Annotated in this window: 23 protein-coding genes and 2 tRNA genes; 10 read left to right on the top strand and 15 right to left on the bottom strand. The window is 69.6% G+C overall.

The genetic code is table 11. The annotated features are described in order from the left end of the window. Positions 1-57 precede the first annotated feature (57 nt). On the top strand, positions 58-510 hold the full coding sequence (locus VGE38_RS17290) for a hypothetical protein (RefSeq protein WP_331143797.1): 453 nt from the start codon (positions 58-60) through the stop codon (positions 508-510). Positions 511-557: 47 nt separating this feature from the next. Here VGE38_RS17290 and VGE38_RS17285 read toward each other — a convergent pair whose 3' ends face one another. The 4 genes from VGE38_RS17285 to VGE38_RS17270 form a co-directional block, all read right to left on the bottom strand. Then, positions 558-944 (bottom strand): DUF3817 domain-containing protein, encoded by a 387-nt coding sequence (locus VGE38_RS17285; RefSeq protein ID WP_331143796.1) that lies wholly within the window; start codon positions 942-944, stop codon positions 558-560. After that, positions 941-1,717 (bottom strand): SURF1 family protein, encoded by a 777-nt coding sequence (locus VGE38_RS17280; protein WP_331143795.1) that lies wholly within the window; start codon positions 1,715-1,717, stop codon positions 941-943. The genes VGE38_RS17285 and VGE38_RS17280 overlap by 4 nt, the downstream gene beginning before the upstream one ends. A 120-nt stretch (positions 1,718-1,837) precedes the next feature. After that, on the bottom strand, positions 1,838-2,185 hold the full coding sequence (locus VGE38_RS17275) for a hypothetical protein (RefSeq protein WP_331143794.1): 348 nt from the start codon (positions 2,183-2,185) through the stop codon (positions 1,838-1,840). A 184-nt stretch (positions 2,186-2,369) separates the two neighbouring features. Next, positions 2,370-2,903 (bottom strand): hypothetical protein, encoded by a 534-nt coding sequence (locus VGE38_RS17270; protein WP_331143793.1) that lies wholly within the window; start codon positions 2,901-2,903, stop codon positions 2,370-2,372. A gap of 97 nt (positions 2,904-3,000) precedes the next feature. On the opposite strand from VGE38_RS17270, the gene VGE38_RS17265 reads away from it, so the two are divergent. Next, positions 3,001-3,780, top strand: coding sequence for a hypothetical protein (locus tag VGE38_RS17265; RefSeq protein WP_331143792.1), 780 nt, complete (start codon positions 3,001-3,003; stop codon positions 3,778-3,780). A gap of 107 nt (positions 3,781-3,887) precedes the next feature. On the opposite strand, the gene VGE38_RS17260 is transcribed toward VGE38_RS17265, so the two are convergent. The 11 genes from VGE38_RS17260 to dnaA form a co-directional block, all read right to left on the bottom strand. After that, positions 3,888-3,960, bottom strand: a tRNA-Ala gene (locus VGE38_RS17260). Positions 3,961-3,971: 11 nt separating this feature from the next. After that, entirely contained in the window at positions 3,972-4,103 is a 132-nt protein-coding gene (locus VGE38_RS17255) for a DLW-39 family protein (protein WP_331143791.1), read from the bottom strand. Positions 4,104-4,156: 53 nt separating this feature from the next. Next, positions 4,157-4,230: transfer RNA gene (locus VGE38_RS17250), tRNA-Ile, on the bottom strand. Positions 4,231-4,341: 111 nt separating this feature from the next. Then, entirely contained in the window at positions 4,342-4,908 is a 567-nt protein-coding gene (locus VGE38_RS17245) for a DUF3566 domain-containing protein (protein WP_331143790.1), read from the bottom strand. Then, positions 4,908-7,562, bottom strand: coding sequence for a DNA gyrase subunit A (gene gyrA, locus VGE38_RS17240; protein ID WP_331143789.1), 2,655 nt, complete (start codon positions 7,560-7,562; stop codon positions 4,908-4,910). The genes VGE38_RS17245 and gyrA overlap by 1 nt, the downstream gene beginning before the upstream one ends. A gap of 67 nt (positions 7,563-7,629) precedes the next feature. Then, entirely contained in the window at positions 7,630-9,735 is a 2,106-nt protein-coding gene (gene gyrB / locus VGE38_RS17235; RefSeq protein ID WP_331143836.1) for a DNA topoisomerase (ATP-hydrolyzing) subunit B, read from the bottom strand. A gap of 299 nt (positions 9,736-10,034) precedes the next feature. Beyond that, a complete protein-coding gene (locus VGE38_RS17230; protein ID WP_331143788.1) occupies positions 10,035-10,592 on the bottom strand; it encodes a DciA family protein in 558 nt (185 codons plus the stop codon). Then, positions 10,582-11,742, bottom strand: a complete 1,161-nt coding sequence (gene recF, locus VGE38_RS17225) for a DNA replication/repair protein RecF (protein ID WP_331143787.1) — start codon at positions 11,740-11,742, stop codon at positions 10,582-10,584. The genes VGE38_RS17230 and recF overlap by 11 nt, the downstream gene beginning before the upstream one ends. A gap of 14 nt (positions 11,743-11,756) precedes the next feature. Then, positions 11,757-12,659 carry a phosphogluconate dehydrogenase (NAD(+)-dependent, decarboxylating) gene (gene gnd / locus VGE38_RS17220; protein WP_331143786.1) on the bottom strand — a complete coding sequence of 301 codons (903 nt, stop codon included), beginning with the start codon at positions 12,657-12,659 and terminating at the stop codon, positions 11,757-11,759. 50 nt (positions 12,660-12,709) lie between these two features. Next, a complete protein-coding gene (gene dnaN, locus VGE38_RS17215) occupies positions 12,710-13,849 on the bottom strand; it encodes a DNA polymerase III subunit beta (protein ID WP_331143785.1) in 1,140 nt (379 codons plus the stop codon). Positions 13,850-14,350: 501 nt separating this feature from the next. Continuing rightward, positions 14,351-15,874 carry a chromosomal replication initiator protein DnaA gene (dnaA, locus tag VGE38_RS17210; RefSeq protein WP_414691000.1) on the bottom strand — a complete coding sequence of 508 codons (1,524 nt, stop codon included), beginning with the start codon at positions 15,872-15,874 and terminating at the stop codon, positions 14,351-14,353. 587 nt (positions 15,875-16,461) lie between these two features. On the opposite strand from dnaA, the gene rpmH reads away from it, so the two are divergent. From rpmH to VGE38_RS17170, 8 genes are all read left to right on the top strand, one after another. Continuing rightward, a complete protein-coding gene (gene rpmH, locus VGE38_RS17205) occupies positions 16,462-16,599 on the top strand; it encodes a 50S ribosomal protein L34 (protein ID WP_331143783.1) in 138 nt (45 codons plus the stop codon). Positions 16,600-16,660: 61 nt separating this feature from the next. After that, positions 16,661-17,008 carry a ribonuclease P protein component gene (rnpA, locus tag VGE38_RS17200; protein WP_331143782.1) on the top strand — a complete coding sequence of 116 codons (348 nt, stop codon included), beginning with the start codon at positions 16,661-16,663 and terminating at the stop codon, positions 17,006-17,008. After that, a complete protein-coding gene (yidD, locus tag VGE38_RS17195; protein WP_331143781.1) occupies positions 17,005-17,259 on the top strand; it encodes a membrane protein insertion efficiency factor YidD in 255 nt (84 codons plus the stop codon). The genes rnpA and yidD overlap by 4 nt, the downstream gene beginning before the upstream one ends. 4 nt (positions 17,260-17,263) lie before the next feature. After that, positions 17,264-18,241: a membrane protein insertase YidC gene (gene yidC, locus VGE38_RS17190; RefSeq protein ID WP_331143780.1), complete on the top strand. Its 978-nt coding sequence runs from the start codon at positions 17,264-17,266 to the stop codon at positions 18,239-18,241. Between the two features lie 8 nt (positions 18,242-18,249). Continuing rightward, positions 18,250-18,750 (top strand): Jag family protein, encoded by a 501-nt coding sequence (locus VGE38_RS17185; RefSeq protein ID WP_331143835.1) that lies wholly within the window; start codon positions 18,250-18,252, stop codon positions 18,748-18,750. Between the two features lie 16 nt (positions 18,751-18,766). Continuing rightward, positions 18,767-19,543, top strand: a complete 777-nt coding sequence (gene rsmG / locus VGE38_RS17180) for a 16S rRNA (guanine(527)-N(7))-methyltransferase RsmG (protein ID WP_331143779.1) — start codon at positions 18,767-18,769, stop codon at positions 19,541-19,543. A gap of 136 nt (positions 19,544-19,679) precedes the next feature. Then, positions 19,680-20,693 (top strand): ParA family protein, encoded by a 1,014-nt coding sequence (locus VGE38_RS17175; protein ID WP_331143778.1) that lies wholly within the window; start codon positions 19,680-19,682, stop codon positions 20,691-20,693. Then, positions 20,687-21,673: a ParB/RepB/Spo0J family partition protein gene (locus VGE38_RS17170; protein ID WP_414691002.1), complete on the top strand. Its 987-nt coding sequence runs from the start codon at positions 20,687-20,689 to the stop codon at positions 21,671-21,673. The genes VGE38_RS17175 and VGE38_RS17170 overlap by 7 nt, the downstream gene beginning before the upstream one ends. The last annotated feature ends 60 nt before the right edge of the window (positions 21,674-21,733 follow it).

The raw sequence follows: 21,733 nt of genomic DNA, 5'->3' as shown, positions 1-21,733 counted from the left end.
CGGCTGGCCAACGCCACCGGCCACCGCCATCAACCGGCATCTACGCAGGAGGCCACCATGAGCAAGAAGACGTCGCTGCTGGAGCGCGCCACCGACGCCGCCGAGACCGCGCGCGAGGCGGCCACGGAGTTCGTTGACAGCACCGCGCGCCCCGCGCTGCACGACGCCGCCCACCGGGCGCAGGCGAAGGCCGTCCCGCTGGTGGCCGCCGGCGCCACGCTGGCCGCGGAGAAGGCCGCCCACGCCAAGGAGTTCGCTGACAGCAAGGCCGCCGAGCTCACCGGTCGCAAGAAGAAGAAGCGCAGCAAGATGAAGGCGTTCCTCATGCTCTCGCTGCTCGCGGCCGTCGTCGGCGCCGTCGCGCGCAAGCTGACGAGCAAGTCGGACTGGGTGTCGTATGCGCCCACCGGCACCTCGGCCGCCACCCCGCGTGCCTCGGCCAACGGCATGCCCGAGGAGGACCCGGCCGAGACCTTCCGTCGCGACGTCATCGACCCGGACGCTCGCTGACGCGGAGCACCAGGACCGAAGGCCGGCTTCAGTCGGCCCAGGCCAGCTCAGACCAGCTCGGGCCACTCGGCGCGCACGCGCCGGGTGGCCTTGTGCTCTGCCCAGAAGCTCAGCAGCGGCACGGTGCCGCACAGCAGCGTCACGACGGTGAAGCCGATGTCCCAGCGCGCCTTGCGCGAGAGCAGGTACGCGGTGATGAGGAAGATCAGGTAGAGCCATCCGTGCGCGACGCCCAGGTAGCGGGAGATGTCGGCGCCGATCCGCCAGCCGGCGCCAGCGGTGTCGTCCATGCCCGGGATGGCCGGCTGCGCCAGCCACGCCGCATCGCTCACGACGTAGCCGTAGTGGAGCGGGAGACCGACCAGACAGAGCACGACCAGCAGGACGCCGACGATGGTCGCCATGACCCGGTACGCGGTGAGATTGCCCTTCACGTGCCCGAGGGTACGGCGTGCTCCCGATCGTCCTCGGCGGCGGTCTCCCCGTCCGGTTCCACCCTCGTGACGTCGCGCACGTAGCGCCACCAGATGAAGACGGCGAAGCCGGCGAAGACCCACCACTCCAGGCTGTAGAGGAAGTTGCGCAGCCCGGTGAACATGCCGGCGTCGGGCAGCTGCTCGAGCGTCGCCCGCTCCAGCCCGGGAGCGCTCCCCCGGTCGACCACGTAGGCCCCGTAGAGGTCCTGGTCGACGTGCTGGATGACGTCCGCGGTCCGCAGCTGCGGGAGTACGTCGTCGTGGGGGTCCGGGTCGACGGCGCCGGTGCCCTCGGTCGGCTGCAGCCAGCCCACCAGCCGGGCCTCCCCCGTCGGCGCGGCCGGAGCCTCGGCCGGATCGGCGACCCATCCCCGCACCACGGGCACGGCGGGGGCCGACGCGTCGCCGATCGCCAGCGGTGTCACCACCCAGTAGCCGGCGGCGCCGTCGTACTCACGGCCGCTGACGAACACGGTGCCGTCCGGGACCCAGGTCCCGGCGAGCTCGACCGGCTGGCCGACGTACGCGCCCGGGAACGGGTCGTCGGGCCCGATCACGTCCGCGAGCGCAATCGGCGCGGCGTCGGTGAGGTCGCGCGCCGCCTGCTCCCGCTGTGCCTGCCAGGAGCCCAGCTGCCACAAGCCCAGCCCCAGAGCCGCGCAGAGGCAGACGAGCATCAGCGCGTGCGCGCCCCACAGCCGAGGACTGAGCAGGTTCGGCGGGGCGGACACGCCGTCAGGGTACGTCGGCGGGCCGAGCGGTCGGCATTCGGGATCGGGCTGAGAGGGGGTTTCTGGCAACGCCGACGAGACGAACCACGGCGGGTGATCCCGCTGCGCCACGCGGTCCTGTTATGCCGTCCGGCTCTGCCGCCAACCGGCGCAGCAGTCCTGCAGCAGTAACGCAGCGGTTCGGATCACCGCGACGTTGGCGGCGGCCACGAAGCCGAAGCAAAGAACAACCGTGACGGCGGAGGCGGCGTTGCCGTTGACCGCGTCACCGCCGGTTGTGGCCGACACGAGGCTCGCCAGGAAGAGAGTCGGGTGGACCGCGAGGCCACCAAGCGGCAGCGTCAGCGCCTGCGCTGCGAGATACCAACCGACGTGGCCCTGATCCAGCAGATTGGCCACCATCAGCGCCATCACCACGATGACGTACGCCGTGCCGCAAGCGAGCCACCTGCCTGGCAGAAACGTCATGCGAGCATCATGACAGGCCGTTGCCGCTCTTCCTCGCCGCTCCAGCAGGACGACCCTGACGGTCAGCCTCGCCGACGCCGTCAGCGGACGAGTCGGACCTGACCCTGCCGGTGTTCGTTGATCGGTCATGAGCGAACACCGAGTCCTTCGGCCAGCCCCGCGCGAGCCGAGCGGGTGGCGGAGTTCAGTACGCGAAGACGTGAACGCTCAGCACGTCAATCTCTCGCCGGGGATCGCCGAAGAACGCACCCAACCGCCGCGAAACGGTTTGAAACGGACGCTCACGTGGCGAGCCGTCTCCCTTCCAATTGTTCCTGGGAACGATCAGGAAGAGATGGTGCGCATCCGGCGCGACATGTGCCTTCCACAGGTCCTTGAGGTCGTGGTTGTTCGTGATCGTTCCTCCGCGCTCGACCTCCGCGATGATCCCGCGGCCGTCCGCCAGTTCGAAGAAGAAGTCGGGCCGCGCCTGCGTGACCAGTCCGGTTTGCGGGGTCAGCACGACCTCCTCGCCGAAGCCGAGTTCTTCCTTCAACAGGGATGCGAAATGATCCTGGATCGCCTTGCTCTTCGCACCGTGCACATGCAGCGCCGCGATATCGGCGCTGGTGGATGCGATGTGGGCAAGCAGTCGTTCGGCCAGCAGGTCAACAGCCTGCAGTTCCGCAGCCTGGTCAGGCAGAAGCTCCGCCTTCACATGTCGCGCGTAGCCGTCCATCGGGCGGAGCTTCGCAGCTTCCAGCTCGAGAAGCTACGTGGTCTAGATGATTGGCGATCTCGCCACCAACCCAGGTCGCACAAGGAAGGATCGGACGGTGCCCAAGTTCAGGCCATATCCCCGGCGTGAATACCGCCGTCTCTTCAGACGATGGGCGCGCCGTAACGCCACGGCACTCGTTGTGCTGTCGGTGTTCGTGCTGGCCTTCCTGGCCCTCGAGACCGTGGTCTTTCTGTCCCTGATGCCCGACGCCGGCTTGAGCTGGTGGCTGCTCGGAGTCCTCCAAGCCGCTCTCGTCGGCGTCGCGCTCCACGTTGTCAACGCTGCGTTCCTCGCCCACGAGCGGGAGGCCATCTGGCACCTGCGTGGTGCCTGGGGTGAGGACGCAACACGTGATGAACTGCGCCGCGCGCGACGCAAGCGCCTCATTTGGGGCTGGGTCGACAGCATCAGCCTGGCAGCGGGCGACCTCGACCATGTCGTGGTCACGCGTGGCGGAGGTCTGCTGTCGATCGACTCGAAGTGGCGCAGCGACGGTCGAGACACCGACGTGATGGCTCGATCCGCCGCTCGAGCCCGGCGTCGGGCCGAAGGTGTCGCCCAGAGCTTGCTCAAGTCAGAGCGGGGATCCCATCGGGCGAAGGGCCACGCCGTGACGGTGCGTCCGCTCGTCGTCATCTGGGGACCGGCGCAACACCAGGTGCCCGATCAGTTCGAAGTCGACGGCATCCCGTTCGTCGGCGGCCGGCGCCTGGTCGCGTGGCTAAGGAACCTCGGCGGCGAGCCTGTCACCAAGGGCGCGGCGAAGGAGACGCTTCGGAATCTCGAGCAGTACCGCTCGACGTCGTGGCAAGCACAATCGAAACGCAAACCGTAGCGGCCGGTCGCGCTCGTCCGCCACTGGTCTCACAGCGACAAGAGAGCGTGGCAGCCGGCGCACCGAGAAATGAAAGAAACCGCAGGCTGACCAGCGGTTTCAGCGAGTGGAGCGTAGGGGACTCGAACCCCTAACCCCCTGCTTGCAAAGCAGGTGCGCTACCAATTGCGCCAACGCCCCGGAGGGGGAGATCAGCCCTTCGCGGGTGCGACCGGGTCGGTGGCCTCGGCCCACAGGGCCTGCTCGGCCTTGCTCTTGTCGAGCTGCTTCTTGGCGAGCACGGCGCCGGCCGCGGCCGCCGCGAGGAGCACGAGCTTCTTCATTGCCATCTCCTTGTGAAAAGCCCCGGTCCGCTGTCGCGTCCGGGGCTCGTCCGTGGGCCTAGGAGGACTTGAACCTCCGACCCCCACATTATCAGTGTGGTGCTCTAACCGTCTGAGCTATAGGCCCGGGTGGACGCCGCTTCGGGTGGAAGCCCCTCGGCAGCGACCGAGCGCAGACATTACCCGAGCGGCGAGCCGCTACCAAAACGAGGGGACGTCCGGGATGACGTCCGGTTGCTCAGCGGTCCTCGGTGAGCGTGACGTCGACGCCACCGAGGAGGGCGGCCGCCATGTTGTAGAGGAAGGCGGCCAGCGTCGCGACGGCGGTCAGCAGGATCACGTCGATCACCGCGACCAGCATCGTGAAGCCGAGCACCCGTGAGGTCCCGATGTAGTTGGTGACGTCGAAGCTGGATCCCTCCTCGCCGCCGATGCTCTCCTGCACCGCCTGGTTGATCGAGTCCCAGACGCCGGCGGCGCCGAGCACCGACCACACGATGGTGACCGCCACGATCGTGACGACGCCGAGCGCGATCGACAGCAGGAACGACATCTTCATCACCGACCACGGGTCGATGCGCGTCAGCCGGAGCCGGGCCCGGCGTGGCGGGCGCCCGCCGGCGCGGGGCGGCGGCGCGGCGGCAGCCCGGAGCTCGTCGGCGGCCGAGGCGAGCTTGTTGCGCAGCTGCTGGCCGAGCGGGCGTACGGCGGTGTCCTCCCGGACCTCGCTCCGTCCCGCGGGCGGTCGGCCCGCAGGCTGGCCCGGGGGACGCCGGGTCGGCCGCTCTACGGGACGGTCCGTCATCAGTCCTCCGTGTCGGTTCCGAGATCGTCGGCCGCGCCGTCGGCGTCGGCCCCGTCCCCGATTGTTGCATCCGCGGCCACACCGGCCTGCTCCGCGTCCTGGGCCAGCTCCTCGAGCTCCTCCTCAAGCTCGTCCTCACGCGACTCCACCGAGCGAGCCACCACGGCGACCGCGTCACCCTTCTTCGGCGACACGAACTTCACGCCCATCGTGGAGCGTCCCGTGGGCCGGAAGTCGGCGTTGATGGGGGAGCGGACCACCTGGCCGCCGGTGGTGATCGACAGCACCTCGTCCCCGTCCTTGACGATGAACGCACCCACGAGCACGCCGCGGGTCTCGTCGGCCAGTGACATCGCCTTGATGCCGAGGCCGCCGCGCGACTGCAGCCGGTAGTCGCTGATCCGGGACCGCTTGGCGAAGCCGCCGTCGGTGATCGTGAAGACGTACTGCACGTCCTCGTCGCTCTCCTCGTGGGCCGCCTCGGCCGCCCGGATGACCGACATCGACAGCAGCGAGTCGCCGTCGCGGAACTTCATGCCGGAGACGCCGGACGTCGCCCGGCCCATCGGGCGCAGCTGGCTGTCGTCGGCCGGGAACCGGATCGCCTGTCCCTTGCGGGAGACCAGCAGGATGTGGTCCTCGGCGTTGACCAGCTCGGCGCCGATCAGCTCGTCGTCGTCCTCGCGGAAGTTGATGGCGATGACGCCGGCCTGCCGGGGGCTGTTGTAGTCGCCCAGCCGCGTCTTCTTGACCAGGCCGCTCTTCGTGGCGAGCACGAGGTACGGCGCCTGCTCGTAGTCGCGGATCGCCAGCACCTGGGCGATCGACTCGTCCGGCTGGAACGACAGCAGGCCGGCGACGTGGCCGCCCTTCGCGTCGCGGGCCGCCTCGGGCAGGTTGTAGGCCTTGGTGCGGTAGACCCGGCCGGCGGTCGTGAAGAACAGCAGCCAGTGGTGGTTGGTCGTGGCGATGAAGTGCTCCACGACGTCGTCGCCGCGCAACGTGGCGCCGCGCACGCCCTTGCCGCCCCGCTTCTGCGAGCGGTACTGGTCGGCGCGCGTCCGCTTGGCGTAGCCGCCGCGGGTGATGGAGACGACCAGCTCCTCGTCGGGGATGAGGTCCTCCATGGAGAGGTCCCCGTCGGCCGCGATGATCTGGGTACGACGCTCGTTGCCGTACTTCTCGACGATCTCGCCGAGCTCGTCGGCCACGATCTGGCGCTGCCGGGCGACGTTGGCCAGGATGTCCTTGAGGTCGGCGATGATGATCTCGAGCTCGGCGAGCCGGTCGATGATCTTCTGCCGCTCCAGGGCCGCCAGGCGCCGCAGCTGCATGTCGAGGATCGCGTTGGCCTGCAGCTCGTCGATGTCGAGCAGCGAGATCAGACCCTGACGCGCGTCGTCGACCTCCGGCGAGCTGCGGATGAGCGCGATGACCTCGTCGAGCATGTCGAGCGCCTTGACCAGGCCGCGCCAGATGTGGGCGTCGGCCTCGGCCTTGCGGAGGCGGAACTCCGTACGGCGGCGGATGACGTCGATCTGGTGCTCGACCCAGTTCGAGACGAACTGGTCGATGGTCAGCGTGCGCGGCACGCCGTCGACCAGCGCCAGCATGTTGGCGCTGAAGTTGGTCTGCAGCTCGGTGTGCTTGAGCAGGTTGTTGAGTACGACCCGGGCCACGGCGTCGCGCTTGAGCACGACGACGAGGCGCTGGCCGGTGCGGTCGGAGGTGTCGTCGCGGACGTCCGCGATGCCCTGGACCTTGCCGCTGTCGGCGAGCTCGGCGATCGTCAGCGCGAGGTTGTCCGGGTTGACCATGTACGGCAGCTCGGTGATCACCAGGCAGGTGCGGCCGCGGTTGTCCTCGTCGACCTCGATGACGGCCCGCTGGGTGATCGAGCCGCGACCGGTGCGGTAGGCCTGCTCGATGCCGTTGTGACCGACGATGAGCGCGCCGTTGGGGAAGTCGGGACCCTTGATCCGCTCGATGAGCGCGTCCTGCAGCTCCTCGCGGCTGGCGTCGGGGTGCTCCAGCGCCCACTTCGCGCCCTCGGCGACCTCGCGCAGGTTGTGTGGCGGGATGCTGGTCGCCATGCCGACCGCGATGCCGGCCGAGCCGTTAACCAGGAGGTTGGGGAACCGCGCCGGGAGGACGGTCGGCTCCTGCGAGCGGCCGTCGTAGTTGGGCTGGAAGTCGACGGTCTCCTCGTCGATGTCGCGGACCATCTCCATGGCCAGCGGCGCCATCCGGCACTCGGTGTACCGCATGGCCGCGGCGGAGTCGTTGCCCGGCGAGCCGAAGTTGCCCTGGCCCTGCACCAGCGGGGCGCGCATCACCCACGGCTGCGCGAGCCGCACCAGGGTGTCGTAGATCGCGGTGTCGCCGTGCGGGTGGTACTGACCCATGACGTCGCCGACGACGCGGCTGCACTTGGAGAAGCCGCGGTCGGGGCGGTAGCCGCCGTCGTACATCGCGTAGAGGACCCGGCGGTGCACCGGCTTGAGGCCGTCGCGTACGTCGGGCAGGGCTCGTCCGACGATGACGGCCATCGCGTAGTCGATGTAGGAGCGCTGCATCGAGGTCTGCAGCTCGATCGGCTCGACGCGGCCGCCGTGCGGCACGGCGACGCCGCCGTTGTCGGAAGTCTCAGTCATTGATCATCTCTCGTGAGTTCGCTGGTCGAGTAGCCCTCGCGAGGAACGAGCGAGGGCGTATCGAGACCTAGATGTCCAGGAACCGGACGTCTTTGGCGTTGCGCTGGATGAAGGAGCGGCGCTGCTCGACGTCCTCGCCCATCAGGATCGAGAAGATCTCGTCGGCCTGGGCGGCGTCCTCGAGGGTCACCTGCAGCATGAGCCGCTGCTCGGGGTCCATCGTGGTCTCCCATAGCTCCTTGGCGTTCATCTCTCCGAGACCCTTGTAGCGCTGGACCGGGTTCTCCTTGGGGAGCTTCTTGCCCTGCTCGAGTCCGTCGCGCATGACGGCGTCGCGCTCGGCGTCGGAGTAGACGAACTCGTGCTCGGCGGGCTTGTTCCAGCGGATCCGGTACAGCGGCGGCTGGGCCATGTAGACGTAGCCGTCGCGGATCAGGGCCGGCATGAAGCGGAACAGCAGGGTCAGCAGCAGCGTGTTGATGTGGTGGCCGTCGACGTCGGCGTCGGCCATGAGCACGATCTTGTGGTAGCGCAGCTTGGCGATGTCGAACTCGTCGTGCACGCCCGTGCCGAGCGCGGAGATGATCGACTGCACCTCCTGGTTGGCCAGGACCTTGTCGAGCCGCGCCTTCTCGACGTTGAGGATCTTGCCGCGGATGGGGAGGATCGCCTGGATGCGCGGGTCGCGACCCTGGCGCGCCGAGCCGCCGGCGGAGTCACCCTCGACGATGAAGACCTCGCACTCCTCGGGCTTGTTGGACTGGCAGTCCGAGAGCTTGCCCGGAAGCCCGCCGCCGCCGAGCAGGCCCTTGCGGTTGCGGGCCAGGTCGCGGGCCTTGCGCGCGGCGATGCGGGCGGTGGCCGCGGCCTGCGCCTTGCGGATGATCTCCTTGCCCTCGCCCGGGTTCTGCTCCAGCCAGGCGCCGAGCTCGTCGTTCACGACGCCCTGGGTGAAGCCCTTGGCCTCGGTGTTGCCGAGCTTGGCCTTGGTCTGGCCCTCGAACTGCGGCTCACCGATCTTGAGGCTGATGATCGCGGTGAGACCCTCGCGGATGTCGTCTCCGGTGAGCCGGTCCTCCTTCTTCTTGATCAGGCCCCAGGTCTCGCCCCACCGGTTCATCAGCGAGGTGAGCGCCGCGCGGAAGCCCTCCTCGTGGGTGCCGCCCTCGGGGGTGTTGATCGTGTTGGCGAAGGTGTGGACCGACTCGTTGTACGACGAGACCTGCCACTGCATGGCGATCTCGAGGCTCATCGGGTTCACGGCGTCGGCCGGGGTCTCCGCCTCGAACGCGATGATGGGGGAGACCGCGGTCTTCCGCTTGTTGAGGTGGTCGACGTAGTCGGCCAGGCCGCGCTCGTACTGGAAGACCTGCTCGAGGACCTTGTGGTCGCCCTCCTCCGCGACGTGTACGCCCGCGGCGTCCTCGACGTCCTCGCTGATGGTGTCGTCGGCGACCGCCTCGGCGATCTCCTCGGCCTCGGGGCGCTCGTCGCGCAGCACGATCCGCAGGCCCTTGTTGAGGAAGGCCATCTCGCGGAACCGGGTCGAGATCGTCTCCAGGCTGTAGGACGTCGTCTCGAAGATCTCCGGCGACGCGAACCAGGTGACCTTGGTCCCGGTGCGCTCACCGTCCTCCAGCGGACGCACCTGGCGCAGCGAGTAGTCCGGGACGCCGAGGGAGAACTCCTGCTCCCACAGGTAGCCGCGGTTCTTGACCTCCAGCTTGAGCCAGGTCGACAGCGCGTTGACGACCGAGCTGCCGACGCCGTGCAGACCGCCGGAGACCTTGTAGCCACCGCCGCCGAACTTGCCGCCGGCGTGCAGCACGGTGAGCGCCAGCGTCGCGGCGGGCAGCTCCTGGCCGGGCGCGGTGTCGGTGGGGATGCCGCGGCCGTTGTCCTCGACGCTGACGGAGCCGTCGGCGTTGAGGGTGACGTTGATCGTGTCGCAGTAGCCGGCGAGCGCCTCGTCGACCGCGTTGTCCACGATCTCCCAGATCAGGTGGTGCAGGCCCCGCTCACCGGTCGAGCCGATGTACATGCCGGGGCGCTTGCGGACGGCCTCGAGTCCCTCGAGGACCTGGATGGCGGAGGCGTCGTACTCGACCCCGTTGGGTGGCGTGGGGGCTGGAGCTGACTCAACCGTCTCCTGCTCCGTCACGTCGGCCGGCATCTCGTCGGTCACAGGCACCTCTGCGGTGAGGGGCGGCCTCGTCCCGAATGAGCCGCCGTGGGCATGAACATGAGCGTGGGTCGAGGCCCGGCCTGCTGTGGCGACGGTTCGACCCAACGGCCATGTTACCGCCTGGAAGCCCGTAAACCATGTCTCGACCCTGGAAGACGCCGCATCTGTGGAGGAAATGTCGCGTGAGCGGCTCGGGAGGGCCGGTGAGACGGCCGATCAGGGGCGCAGATGTGTCCCGATACGTCCGAGCGGTCCTGAGAACGGCAGAACGCTCCGTAACGGCTTCCTCACCCGTAGGTGTCGCGCGGACCGCGGCCGTCGCGGGCCGAGCGCGGTCCCTTCTTCCACGACGGGCCGTGCGGGCCGAGCACCTCGATCGAGGTGACGGTGCCGTGGCCGAGCTCCTCGTTGAGCCGGCGCACGACCGTCGGCGCGAGCAGCTTCAGCTGGGTCGCCCACGCCGTGGAGTCGGTGCGGACCACCAGCCGGCCCTCCGAGAACGACTCCGGTGTGCAGTGGGCACCCACGTCGGCGCCGACCAGCTCCTCCCACCGGCCGAAGACCCCGTGGACCCGCAGGTCGATCCGCCAGCCGTGGTCCTCCACGAGCCGGCCCAGGGTGGCGTCGAGCAGCTGGGGATCGCGGTCGTCGGGATGGCTCCCCGAGGCGCGGCCGCGGGTGGGCTTGTCGCGGCGGCGCAGCTTGGCCCGGCGCGCCGGCGTCGTCCCGGCGGTCGCCTTCGTCAGCGCCCGCGCCAGGTCGAGCCCGTCGGCGCGGTGCTCCTCGGCCTCCGCGGCCGGGTGCTCCTCAGCGCGGGGCGGATCGGTCGGCTCCTCAGGGCTCACGCGTCACCTCCCCGCCGGCGACCAGGAACCGGGTACCAGCCAGCGCCTGGGGTACGTCGGCACCGACCGCCGCCGTCACCAGGACCTGCTCGGCGCCCGCCACGAGCTCGGCGAGCCGGTCCCTGCGGTCGGAGTCCAGCTCGGCGAAGACGTCGTCGAGGATGAGGATGGGGTCGTCGCCGTCGGCGCGCAGCAGGTCGTACGACGCCAGCCGCAGCGCCAGCGCGAACGACCACGACTCGCCGTGGGAGGCATAGCCCTTCACCGGCAGCGCGCCCTCGCCCGGACCGTGGCCCAGCGTCAGCAGGAGGTCGTCGCGGTGCGGGCCGACCAGTGAGAGCGCACGGTCCAGCTCGTCGCGCCGACGGCGCTCGAGCTCCACGAGGATCATCGCCTTCAGCTCCGTCGCCGGCACCGTGCCGGCGGTCTCCGGTTCGAGCGGGATCGAGCTCCGGTAGGCGATCTCCGCGTCGTCGCGGGTCGCACCGCGTGCGACGGTCTCGTAGGCCTTGCCGACGTACGGCCGGAGCGCGTCGACGAGGGCCAGCCGCTCCGCGAGGAGCTCGCCGCCGAGGGTGGCGAGGTGGTCGTCCCAGACCGACAGCGTCGCCAGCACGCCCTCCTGGGCGGAGCGACCGCCCGCGCGGGCGGTCTTGAGCAGCGAGTTGCGCTGCTTGAGCACCCGGTCGTAGTCGGAGCGGACGCCCGCGAGGCGGGGCGTCCGCAGCACGAGCAGGTCGTCGAGGAAGCGGCGCCGCTCGGACGGGTCGCCCTTCACCAGGGCGAGGTCCTCCGGTGAGAACACCACGGTGCGCACCAGACCGACCAGCTCGCGGGTCCGCGGCAGTGCGGCACGGTTGATGCGCGCCCGGTTCGCGCGGCCCGGGTTGATCTCGACCTCGAGCACGGCGGTACGGCCGTCCCGGACGACCGCCGCCCGGACGACCGCCTGCTCGGCGCCGGCGCGCACCAACGGGGCGTCGCTGGCGACCCGGTGCGACTGCAGCCGGGAGAGGTAGTCGATGGCCTCGACGAGGTTGGTCTTGCCCTGGCCGTTGCGGCCGACAAACGCCGTGACGCCGGCCCCGAGCTCGACCTCCGCGGTCGCGTAGGAGCGGAAGTCGTGGAGGGAGAGATGGGAGACGTGCACGGAGTGCTGCCGACCTAGGGGTTGACGTCGCCGCCCTGCGGCGCCTCCGTGCGCACCGCGTGGCCGCCGAACTGGTTGCGCATCGCGGCGATCGCCTTCATCGCCGGGCTGTCGTCCTGACGCGACACGAACCGGGCGAAGAGGGATGCGGCGATCACGTTCATCGGCACGGCGTTCTCGATGGCGGCCTCGACCGTCCACCGCCCCTCACCGGAGTCCTCGGCGTAGCCGCGGATCTTGTCCAGGTGCTCGTCGTCCTCGATGGCCTCGACGAGCAGGTCGAGCAGCCAGGACCGGATGACGGTGCCGCTGCGCCAGGAGTCGAACGTCGCCGGGACGTCCTCGACCAGGTCGACCTTCTCGAGCAGCTCCCAGCCCTCGGCGTAGGCCTGCATCATGGCGTACTCGATGCCGTTGTGGACCATCTTGGCGAAGTGCCCCGCACCGGGCTTGCGCCCGACGTGGACGAAGCCACCCTCCTCGGGCTTGAGCGCGTCGAAGAACGGCTGAACCTTGGCGACGTTCTCGTCTGAGCCGCCGCACATCAGGGCGTAGCCGTTCTTCAGGCCCCACACGCCGCCGGAGACGCCGCAGTCGACGAAGCCGATGCCCTTCTCGCCGAGGTACGCCGCGTTGACGGCGTCGTCGGTGTACTTGCTGTTGCCGCCGTCGACGACGACGTCGCCCTGGCCGAGGAGCTCGCCGAGCTCCTTGATCGTGTCGCGGGTGGGGTCACCGGCCGGAACCATCACCCACACCACCCGGGGTGCGGGCAGCTGCGCGACCATGTCCTCGAGGCTGGTCGCGTCGGAGATCTCCTGGTTGCGGTCGTAGCCGACCACGGTGTGCCCGGCGTCGCGGAGACGGGTCCGCATGTTGCCGCCCATCTTGCCGAGGCCGATGAGTCCGATGTCCATGACGATGCCCTTCCCGGGGGTGACGGATCCCTTGCGGGTGCCCTGTTCGGCTATGAAAGCAAACGCCGCGGCATCAGCAGGTAGCGGAACCCGGGCTCGGCGGCGCCGTCCTGCACGGTCCCGCTGATCACGACCGGCTTCGAGGCCTGCGTGAAGGCGAGGTCGACGACCGCCTCGTCGATGACGGTCAGGCCGTCGAGGAGGAACTGCGGGTTGAACCCCGTGGTGAGCTCCTCGCCGTCGATCTGCGCCTCGATGGACTCCGAGGCCTGCGCCTCGTCGCCCGAGCCGGCGTCGAGGGTGAGGACGCCGTCGGAGAACGCGAGCTGGACGGCGGTGTTGCGCTCGGCGACGAGCGCGACGCGCTTGACGGTCTCGATGAGGGCGGCCTTGTCGACCCGCGCCACCGTGAGGTGCTCGCTGGGGAACAGGCTGCGGACCTTGGGGAACTCGCCGTCCAGGAGCCGGGTCGTGGTGCGTCGTACGCCGCCGGCGACCTGGCCCTCGAAGCCGATGATGCCCTCGCCCACACCGGTCGTGCTCAGCGCGATGGTGATCTCGCTGCCGGCCGTGAGGGACTTGGCGGTGTCGCCGAGCACCTTGGCCGGGACGAGGGCGGCCGCCGAGACGTCGGGCGTGCGCGGGTCCCACTCGAGCTCGCGGTGGCTGAGCCGGAACCGGTCGGTGGCCAGCAGGGAGATCGTCGAGCCCTCGATCTCGAGGCGCACACCGGTGAGCACCGGCAGCATGTCGTCGCGGCCGGCGGCCGTGACGGCCTGGGCGACGGCGTGGGCGAACAGGTCGCTCTTGACCGTGCCGGTGGCCGACGGCATCTCGGGGAGGCTGGGGTAGTCCTCGACCGGCATGGTCTGGAGGCTGAAGCGGGCCGATCCGCAGGTGAGGCTCACCCGCGCACCGTCGAGCACCATCTCGACCGGCTTGGCGGGAAGGCTGCGGCAGATGTCGGCGAGCAGCCGCCCGCTGACCAGCGCGGTGCCCTCGTCGGAGACCTCGGCCGCGAGCGTGGCGCGCGCCGACGTCTCGTAGTCGAAGGTCGACAGCACCAGGCCCGCGTCGCTGGCCTCGATGAGGAGGCCGGACAGGACGGGCGTGCTCGGGCGCACCGGGAGGCTGCGGGCAGCCCAGGCGACGGCGTCCGCGAACACGTCACGGTCGACGCGGAACTTCACGATGGTGGTCCTCCGGATCGAGCGGCTGGATCGGACGGGTGGGGACACGAATCCTGCCACGTGGCGCGGCGACGCGCAGCGGTGGGACCGGATGTGCTTCGGATGTGCCTGATGTGGCTCGGATGTCGGTCGGGTTGTCCTGCGCCGCTGGTCGGTTCTCCCCAGGCAAGGGGCCGGATGGATGTTCACCGATGATCGATCCGCATGTAGGTCAGTCTGAGTCATAGGTGGCGTGGAAACTGTGGAGAGACGCTGTTTCCGCAGGTGGTGCGGAGCGATCCGCGTGCACACCGGTTGTGGACGACGCCGTGGAACCACAAGGCGCGGTGTGTAGTTCGGCGTCCTTCCACCGCGTTCGCGCGGCTCCTCCGCAGATCCTCCCCGTGTAATTCGGACCCATTTCGGCTCGTCGTCCACAAGGTGGGGAAGCACAGGAAATCGCTTCGGCCCCCCGCCCTGAGGGGCAAGGGGCCGAAGCAGCCGCCGGAGCGTGCGCAGGCCTCAGGCCTGCCGCGCCTGCATCTTGACGCGGTTGGTGAGCTCGCTGACCTGGTTGAAAACGGCCCGTCGCTCGGCGAGCAGCTGGTTGATCTTGCGCTCGGCGTACATGACCGTCGTGTGGTCCCGGTTTCCGAACTGCGCGCCGATCTTCGGCAGCGACAGGGCGGTCAGCTCCCGGCACAGATACATCGCGATCTGGCGTGCCATCACCAGGTGGCGGCCGCGGGAGGGTCCGGTGAGCTCGTCGATGCTGAGTCCGAAGTACGCCGCCGTCTGGGCGATGATCAGGCCGGCGGTGATCTCCGGCTCGCCGCCCTCCGGGATCAGGTCCTTGAGCACGATCTCGGCCAGGGTCATGTCGACCTCCTGGCGGTTGAGGTTCGCGAACGCGGTGACGCGGATGAGCGCACCCTCGAGCTCGCGGATGTTGGTCTGGATCTTGGTGGCGATGAACTCGAGCACGTCCGGCGGTGCGGTGAGTCGGTCCATCGCGGCCTTCTTGCGCAGGATCGCGATGCGCGTCTCGACGTCGGGGGGCTGTACGTCGGTGATCAGTCCCCACTCGAACCGGTTGCGCAGCCGGTCCTCCAGCGCCTCGAGCCGCTTCGGCGCGCGGTCGGAGGTGAGCACGATCTGCTTGTTGGCGTTGTGGAGCGTGTTGAAGGTGTGGAAGAACTCCTCCTGGGTCTGGGTCTTGCCCTCCAGGAACTGGATGTCGTCGATCAGCAGCACGTCGACGTCGCGGTACCGCCGCTTGAAGCGGTCCTGCCGGTCGTCGCGGATGGCGTTGATGAACTCGTTGGTGAACTCCTCCGAGCTCACGTAGCGCACCTTCGCTCCGGAGTAGAGGGAGCGCACGTAGTGCCCGATCGCGTGGAGCAGGTGCGTCTTGCCGAGTCCCGACTCGCCGTAGACCAGGAGGGGGTTGTACGCCCGGCCGGGCGCCTCGCTGACGGCCACCGCCGCCGCGTGCGGGAAGCGGTTGGAGGAGCCGATCACGAAGGTCTCGAAGGTGTACTTCGGGTTCAGTCGCGTCTCGAGGCTGCTCGGCTTGGGGCTCTCGTCGGCGCGGCTCGCGATCGGGGCCGCTTCCGGGGCACGGTCCGGGACTCGCTCTCCCAGCGGAGCAGGAGCCGGAGCGGTGGGCATGTTTGTCGACATGTCGTTTTGGATATCCGTCGACTTTTGGGTGTCGTCCTCCGCGGGTGCGACAGGCTGCGTGGCGCTGTCGACGTCGAGAGCCGTGTCGACGGTGACGGCGATCCGGATCTCGCGGCCGAAGCGGAGCGAGAGCGACTCCTCGAGCCGGTCGCGCAGACGGCCCTCGAGTTGGTTGCGGGTGAAGTCGTTGGGGACCGCGACGATGGCGGTGTTGCCGTGGAGAGTGACGGGCTCGCTGGCCCGTAGCCATGCCTTCTGGTTCGGCGGGAGCTCCGCGATGACCGTGTGCCAGGCCTGGTCGAGGGGCTGACCGTCGTTGGGCGGGGTGTCCACTGCTTGCCTTCCCTGGAGGCGCGGCGGCACCCGGATGGGCGGCCGGCGGCTCGCGTGCTCGGTGTCGTGCTCTTGCTCGATGCGGGTGATGCTGGGTGCGGGCTGAGGGTCGTCAGCGCTGCTTCCACAAGTTTGTCCACAAGCTGTGAACCCGGCCCGGAGGGCGTGGAACGAGCCGGCCCGAGACACGTGCGACTGGCTCGCAGGTGATCGTTTTCCCAGGTCAGCGCGGTGTGCGGTGGTGTCCGGAAGGCGCTGGGCGGGGCGATGACCGCGGGGTCAGGGCGACGGCAGGGAACCTCGGGTTGAGGTGAACTTAACCCTCGCTCCGGCGCGTCGGCAAGCCGTTGTCCACAGGCAGGGCCCATGGTCCCGGTCGGCGTGGTTTGCTCGCGGTGGAAGGCCGGTCGGCTCGTGCGCGCGAGGGTTTGACCCTGTCGAACGGCAGCGCGTACCGTTGGGCGGTCAGCCGCCGTTGTCGCCCTTCGACGACTGGTGCCGCATGTCCACGGGAGTGTCACTCGACCGCGGATGGGCGGTGCCAGCCGAATCAGATCATGGTGCCGTCACATCACATCGGTTGACACGCCCAGAACCACCACGGAAAGAGACCGCTCGTGAGCAAGCGTACGTACCAGCCGAACAACCGTCGCCGCCACAAGGTGCACGGCTTCCGCCTGCGCATGCGCACCCGCGCTGGCCGCGCCATCCTGTCGGCGCGCCGCCGCAAGGGCCGCAAGAGCCTCTCCGTCTGAGACCGTCGCGGCCTCGGCTGACGCCGACCACGCGGTCCACCCGGCCCCGACCCTCACGGCAGTGCTCTCCGCGGCCCACCGGCTCGTCGATGCGGACCAGTTCCGCGCGGCGGTCCGGCACGGGCGCCGCGCAGGGACCGGCACCCTCGTGGTGCACCTGCTGCCGGCAGCGGACGTCGGAGGTGTCAGGGTCGGGTTCGTGGTCAGCAAAGCCGTCGGCCCTGCCGTCGTACGCAACAGAGTGAAGCGGCGCCTTCGCCACCTGGCCCGGGAGCAGCTCTCCGTCCTGGAGACGCAGCTCCCGGGCTCTGCTGTGCTCGTGGTCCGTGCCCTGCCGGCGGCCGCGCAGGCGCGCGGTGAGGAACTCGGCGCCGACCTGGCGCGTTCGCTGGAGCGGGTGCTGCGGTGAGGCTGCTCCTGGTCGGACTGCTGCGGCTCTACCGGACCTTCATCAGCCCGCTGTACGGCCAGGTCTGTCGCTACCACCCCTCGTGCTCGGCCTACGCGCTCGAGGCGGTGCAGCAGCACGGCAGCCTCCGGGGCACCTGGCTCGCCGTACGCCGACTCGGCCGCTGCCACCCGTGGGCGGCCGGCGGGTACGACCCCGTCCCGGCTGCGGGACACCACCGATCCTCACCCGTCACCGACCAAGGAGCCTGACACCGTGGGAGACCTGCTGACCGCGATCGGCACACCGCTCTACTACGCGATCTCCGCCATCCTGCTGGGATGGCACAAGCTGTTCACCGGACTGGGCCTGGATCCCGCCGGCGGCTGGTCGTGGACCCTGTCGATCATCGGTCTCACCGTGGTGATCCGGGCGCTGCTGATCCCGCTGTTCGTCAAGCAGATCAAGTCCAGCCGGAACATGCAGCTAATCCAGCCCAAGGTCAAGGAGCTGCAGAAGAAGTACGGCCACGACCGGGAGCGTCTCGCCCAGGAGACGATGAAGCTCTACAAGGACACGGGCACCAACCCGTTCGCCTCCTGCCTGCCGCTGCTGCTGCAGATGCCGGTCTTCCTGGCGCTGTTCCACCTGCTCAACGCCGCGGCCAAGGGCGAGGCGAAGGGCTTCCTCTCGGCGGTGGACGCGAGCCACATCAAGAACGACGCGATCATCTTCGGAGCCAACATCTCCGACTCGCTCACGGGCGCCGACAACAGCGCGGTCGTCGTGCTAGCGATCTTCCTGGTCATCGCCATGACCGCGACGACGTTCGTCACGCAGCGCCAGCTGATGAGCAAGAACATGCCGGCCGACGCGATGAGCGGGCCCTACGCCCAGCAGCAGAAGCTGCTGCTCTACGTGCTGCCCGTCGTCTTCGCGGTCTCGGGCATCGCGTTCCCGATCGGCCTGATGATCTACTGGACGACCTCGAACCTGTGGACGATGGGCCAGCAGTTCTACGTGATCCGCAACAACCCGGCGCCCGGTACGCCGGCCGCGGCTGCCAAGGAGCAGCGTGACCGTGCGAAGGCCGCCCGCAAGGGCGTGGTCGAGGAGACGCCGGTGGAGGAGACCCCCGTCGCCGAGCGTCGCCCGCCGGTGCGTCAGCAGCCGAAGCGCCAGACCCGACAGCAGCGCAAGTCCGGCGGCTCCAAGCCCGCCGCGCGCCCGACCAACGATGGGACGAACCAGTGACTGACGAGATGATCGACGCGAGCGCCGCGCGCCCTGAGAACGCCGACGACCGCGTGCAGCAGCTCGAGCGCGAGGGTGACATCGCGGCCGACTACCTCGAGGAGCTGCTCGACATCGCCGACCTGGACGGCGACCTGGACATGGACGTCGACGGGGATCGTGCCGCCGTGTCGATCGTCGGCGCTGACCTCTCGCAGCTCGTCGGCCAGGACGGCGAGGTGCTCGACGCGTTGCAGGAGCTGACCCGGCTGGCTGTGTACCGGGAGACCGGCGAGCGCTCGCGCCTCATGCTCGACATCTCCGGCTTCCGGGCCGCCAAGCGTGCCGAGCTCGTGAAGGTTGCCGAGGTGACCATTGCCAGGGTGCGGGAGACGGGCGCCCCGGTCGCGCTGACCCCGATGCCGCCCTTCGAGCGCAAGGTGGTTCACGACGCCGTGGCCGCTGCCGGACTCAGTTCCTCCTCGGAGGGCGTCGAGCCGCGTCGCTTCGTGGTGGTCCAGCCCGACTGAGAGCGAGGAGCCAGTCATGAGTGGCGATGTTTCACGTGAAACGGACGCCGCCGAGGCCGGCCAGGACTCCCTGAGGGAAGCACCCCCCGCGCCTGAGGTGGCGCGGGGGGTGTTCCCGTTGGAGCGCCTGGCGCTGGCGGAACGGTACGCGGCCTGGCTTGCGGATGCGGGCGTCGTGCGCGGTCTGATCGGCCCGCGCGAGGTGCCGCGGCTGTGGGACCGGCACGTGTTGAACTGTGCGGTGCTGGAGCGTCTGCTACCCGACGGTGCGTCGGTGGCCGATGTCGGCTCTGGGGCGGGCCTGCCCGGGATCGTGCTGGCGATCGCGCGCCCGGACCTGAGGCTCACACTGATCGAGCCACTGCTGCGACGTACGGTCTTTCTGGAGGAGGTGTCCGCAGACCTCGGTCTCACCAATGTCGAGGTGGTGCGCGGCCGTGCGGACGCGCTGCATGGCGTCCGATCCTTCGATGTCGTCACCTCGCGGGCGGTCGCTCCGCTGGAGCGGCTGCTGCGATGGTCCATGCCGCTGGTCGCCGCCGATGGTGCGATGGTGGCGCTGAAGGGGTCGGCGGCCGACGCGGAGGTGGACCCTGCCGGGCCGGTCCTGGCGCGGCTCGGATGTGCGCCGCCGGAGATCGTGCGGTTCGGGGAGGACGTGCTCGCGGAGCCGACCGCTGCCGTCCGGGTGGCCTGGGCCGATCCTTCGCGGGTATCTTTGCGCCCTGCCCGCGCGGCAACGGCCACTGCCTCGGGCGGCGGTCGCAAGCGACGCAGGAACCGGGGACGCTGAGGTGGCCGACCATGTTCGGCGCCCCGATCAGTCCGACGCGGCGCAGCCGGTCGGCTCGAAGTTTTCCACCGGTGGAAGTGCGCCGACTGAGCGTGACTATCCACAGCAAGCGGTGGTTCATCCACAGGAAGGCAGCATGGGCGAGAACAGCAACGGGGACGTTTCACGTGAAACGACGACCGGCGGACCCAGCGGCTTCCAGGTGAAGACGGCGGCGGATCTCGCCGACTTCGCGACCAGCCTCGCCGACGAGGCCACGCCGCTCGCGCGTGCCGCTGAGCACTCGGTCCGCGTCCGTCTCGGCGCCCAGAGCCAGCCGGCCATGCCGCGTCCCACGGCGACCCGCATCATGGTGGTCGCGAACCAGAAGGGGGGCGTCGGCAAGACGACCTCCACCGTGAACGTCGCCGCCGCCCTCGCGCAACTGGGCCAGCGGGTCCTGGTCGTCGACCTGGATCCACAGGGCAACGCCTCCACCGCGCTGAGCATCGACCACTTCCAGGGCACCCCGGGCACTTACGAGCTGCTCGTCGAGGAGACGCCTCTGGCCGATGTCGTCGTCCCGTCGCCCGAGGTGCCGGGTCTCGACGTGGTCCCCGCGACCATCGACCTGGCGGGCGCCGAGATCGAGCTGGTCAGCATCGTCGCGCGGGAGAGCCGCCTGCAGAAGGCACTGCGGTCCCACCCGCGGGTCGGCGGCGCACAGGAGGCGGGGGAGGACCGGTGGGACTACGTCTTCATCGACTGCCCGCCGTCGCTGGGCCTGCTGACGATCAACGCGCTCGTGGCTGGCGCGGAGCTGATGATCCCGATCCAGGCGGAGTACTACGCCCTGGAGGGACTCGGCCAGCTCCTGAAGACCGTCGACATGGTGCGGGCCCACCTCAATCCCGAGCTCGCCGTGTCGACCATCCTCATCACCATGTACGACGCTCGCACTCGCCTCTCCGCCGGCGTGGCCGAGGAGGTCAAGGCGCACTTCGGCGACCAGGTGCTGAAGACCTACATCCCCCGCTCCGTCCGGGTCTCCGAGGCGCCGTCGTACGGGCAGACCGTGATGACCTACGATCCGGGCTCGCCGGGCGCGTTGAGCTACCTGGAGGCGGCCCGGGAGATCGCGACCAACGCAGCGACGGGAGCCAACTGGTGAACGACAAGCGCCGCGGCCTGGGGCGGGGACTGGGATCGCTGATCCCTACCGCACCTGCGGCCGTTCTGCAGCAGAACGGCGAAATCGGCGCTGGAGCGCCGCGCAGCACTGCGGCGGACCCCGAGTCCGTCGGTCGTGAGAACGGCGCTCAGATCGAGAATCCGGGTCTACGGCCGGTCGACGGCGCCTACTTCGCCGAGCTGCCGGTCACGCAGATCCGGCCCAACGCGGTGAACCCGCGAACGGTCTTCGACGAGGAGGCGATGGCCGAGCTGGTCCACTCGATCCGTGAGATCGGGCTGCTCCAGCCGGTCGTGGTCCGCCGGACCGGCCCCGACGAGTACGAGCTGGTCATGGGCGAGCGCCGTTGGCGCGCGACCCAGGAGGCCGGACTCGACACGATCCCCGCGATCGTGCGGGAGACCGACGACACCGACATGCTGCGGGACGCGCTGCTGGAGAACCTGCACCGCGCGAACCTCAACCCGCTCGAGGAGGCGTCGGCGTACCAGCAGCTGCTGAGCGACTTCTCGTGCACCCACGAGGAGCTGGCCGCGCGGATCGGCCGCTCCCGACCGCAGATCAGCAACACGCTCCGGCTGCTCCGGCTCTCCCCGGCGGTGCAGCGCCGCGTGGCCGCCGGCGTGCTGTCGGCCGGGCACGCACGGACGCTGGTCTCGGTGGACGATCCCGAGCAGCAGGACCGGCTGGCCCAACGCGTGGTGGCCGAGGGCATCAGCGTGCGTGGCCTCGAGGAGATCGTGGCCGTCGGCGACGGCACGTCGCCCGCCGTTGCGCGGACGAAGCGCGCGAAGCCCGTGGCGCCCGGACTGCACGAGATCGCCGACCGGCTGTCGGACCGCCTCGAGACCCGCGTCAAGGTCGACCTCGGCAAGGCCAAGGGCAAGATCACCGTGGAGTTCGCGACGCTGGACGACCTGCGACGCATCGTCGACATCATGGACCCGCGCTCGATCTGAACGACAAACAGATGTAGCGGTTTGTCGTTTGGTCTCTTTGTCGACAAAGACCGTCGCGGA

Source organism: Nocardioides sp. (assembly GCF_036405735.1).
Classification (GTDB): Bacteria; Actinomycetota; Actinomycetes; order Propionibacteriales; family Nocardioidaceae; genus Nocardioides.
Note: the sequence above shows the minus strand (reverse complement) of the source record. Positions and strands in the feature narration are given on the sequence as shown.

Coding starts and splice junctions, on each gene's coding strand:
- VGE38_RS17290 (WP_331143797.1), top strand. CDS start 58: ATGAGCAAGAAGACGTCGCTGCTGGAGCGCGCCACCGACGCCGCCGAG.
- VGE38_RS17275 (WP_331143794.1), bottom strand. CDS start 2,185: ATGACGTTTCTGCCAGGCAGGTGGCTCGCTTGCGGCACGGCGTACGTC.
- VGE38_RS17270 (WP_331143793.1), bottom strand. CDS start 2,903: ATGGACGGCTACGCGCGACATGTGAAGGCGGAGCTTCTGCCTGACCAG.
- VGE38_RS17255 (WP_331143791.1), bottom strand. CDS start 4,103: ATGAAGAAGCTCGTGCTCCTCGCGGCGGCCGCGGCCGGCGCCGTGCTC.
- VGE38_RS17245 (WP_331143790.1), bottom strand. CDS start 4,908: ATGACGGACCGTCCCGTAGAGCGGCCGACCCGGCGTCCCCCGGGCCAG.
- gyrA (WP_331143789.1), bottom strand. CDS start 7,562: ATGACTGAGACTTCCGACAACGGCGGCGTCGCCGTGCCGCACGGCGGC.
- gyrB (WP_331143836.1), bottom strand. CDS start 9,735: ATGCCGGCCGACGTGACGGAGCAGGAGACGGTTGAGTCAGCTCCAGCC.
- gnd (WP_331143786.1), bottom strand. CDS start 12,659: ATGGACATCGGACTCATCGGCCTCGGCAAGATGGGCGGCAACATGCGG.
- VGE38_RS17185 (WP_331143835.1), top strand. CDS start 18,250: ATGATCGACGCGAGCGCCGCGCGCCCTGAGAACGCCGACGACCGCGTG.
- rsmG (WP_331143779.1), top strand. CDS start 18,767: ATGAGTGGCGATGTTTCACGTGAAACGGACGCCGCCGAGGCCGGCCAG.
- VGE38_RS17175 (WP_331143778.1), top strand. CDS start 19,680: ATGGGCGAGAACAGCAACGGGGACGTTTCACGTGAAACGACGACCGGC.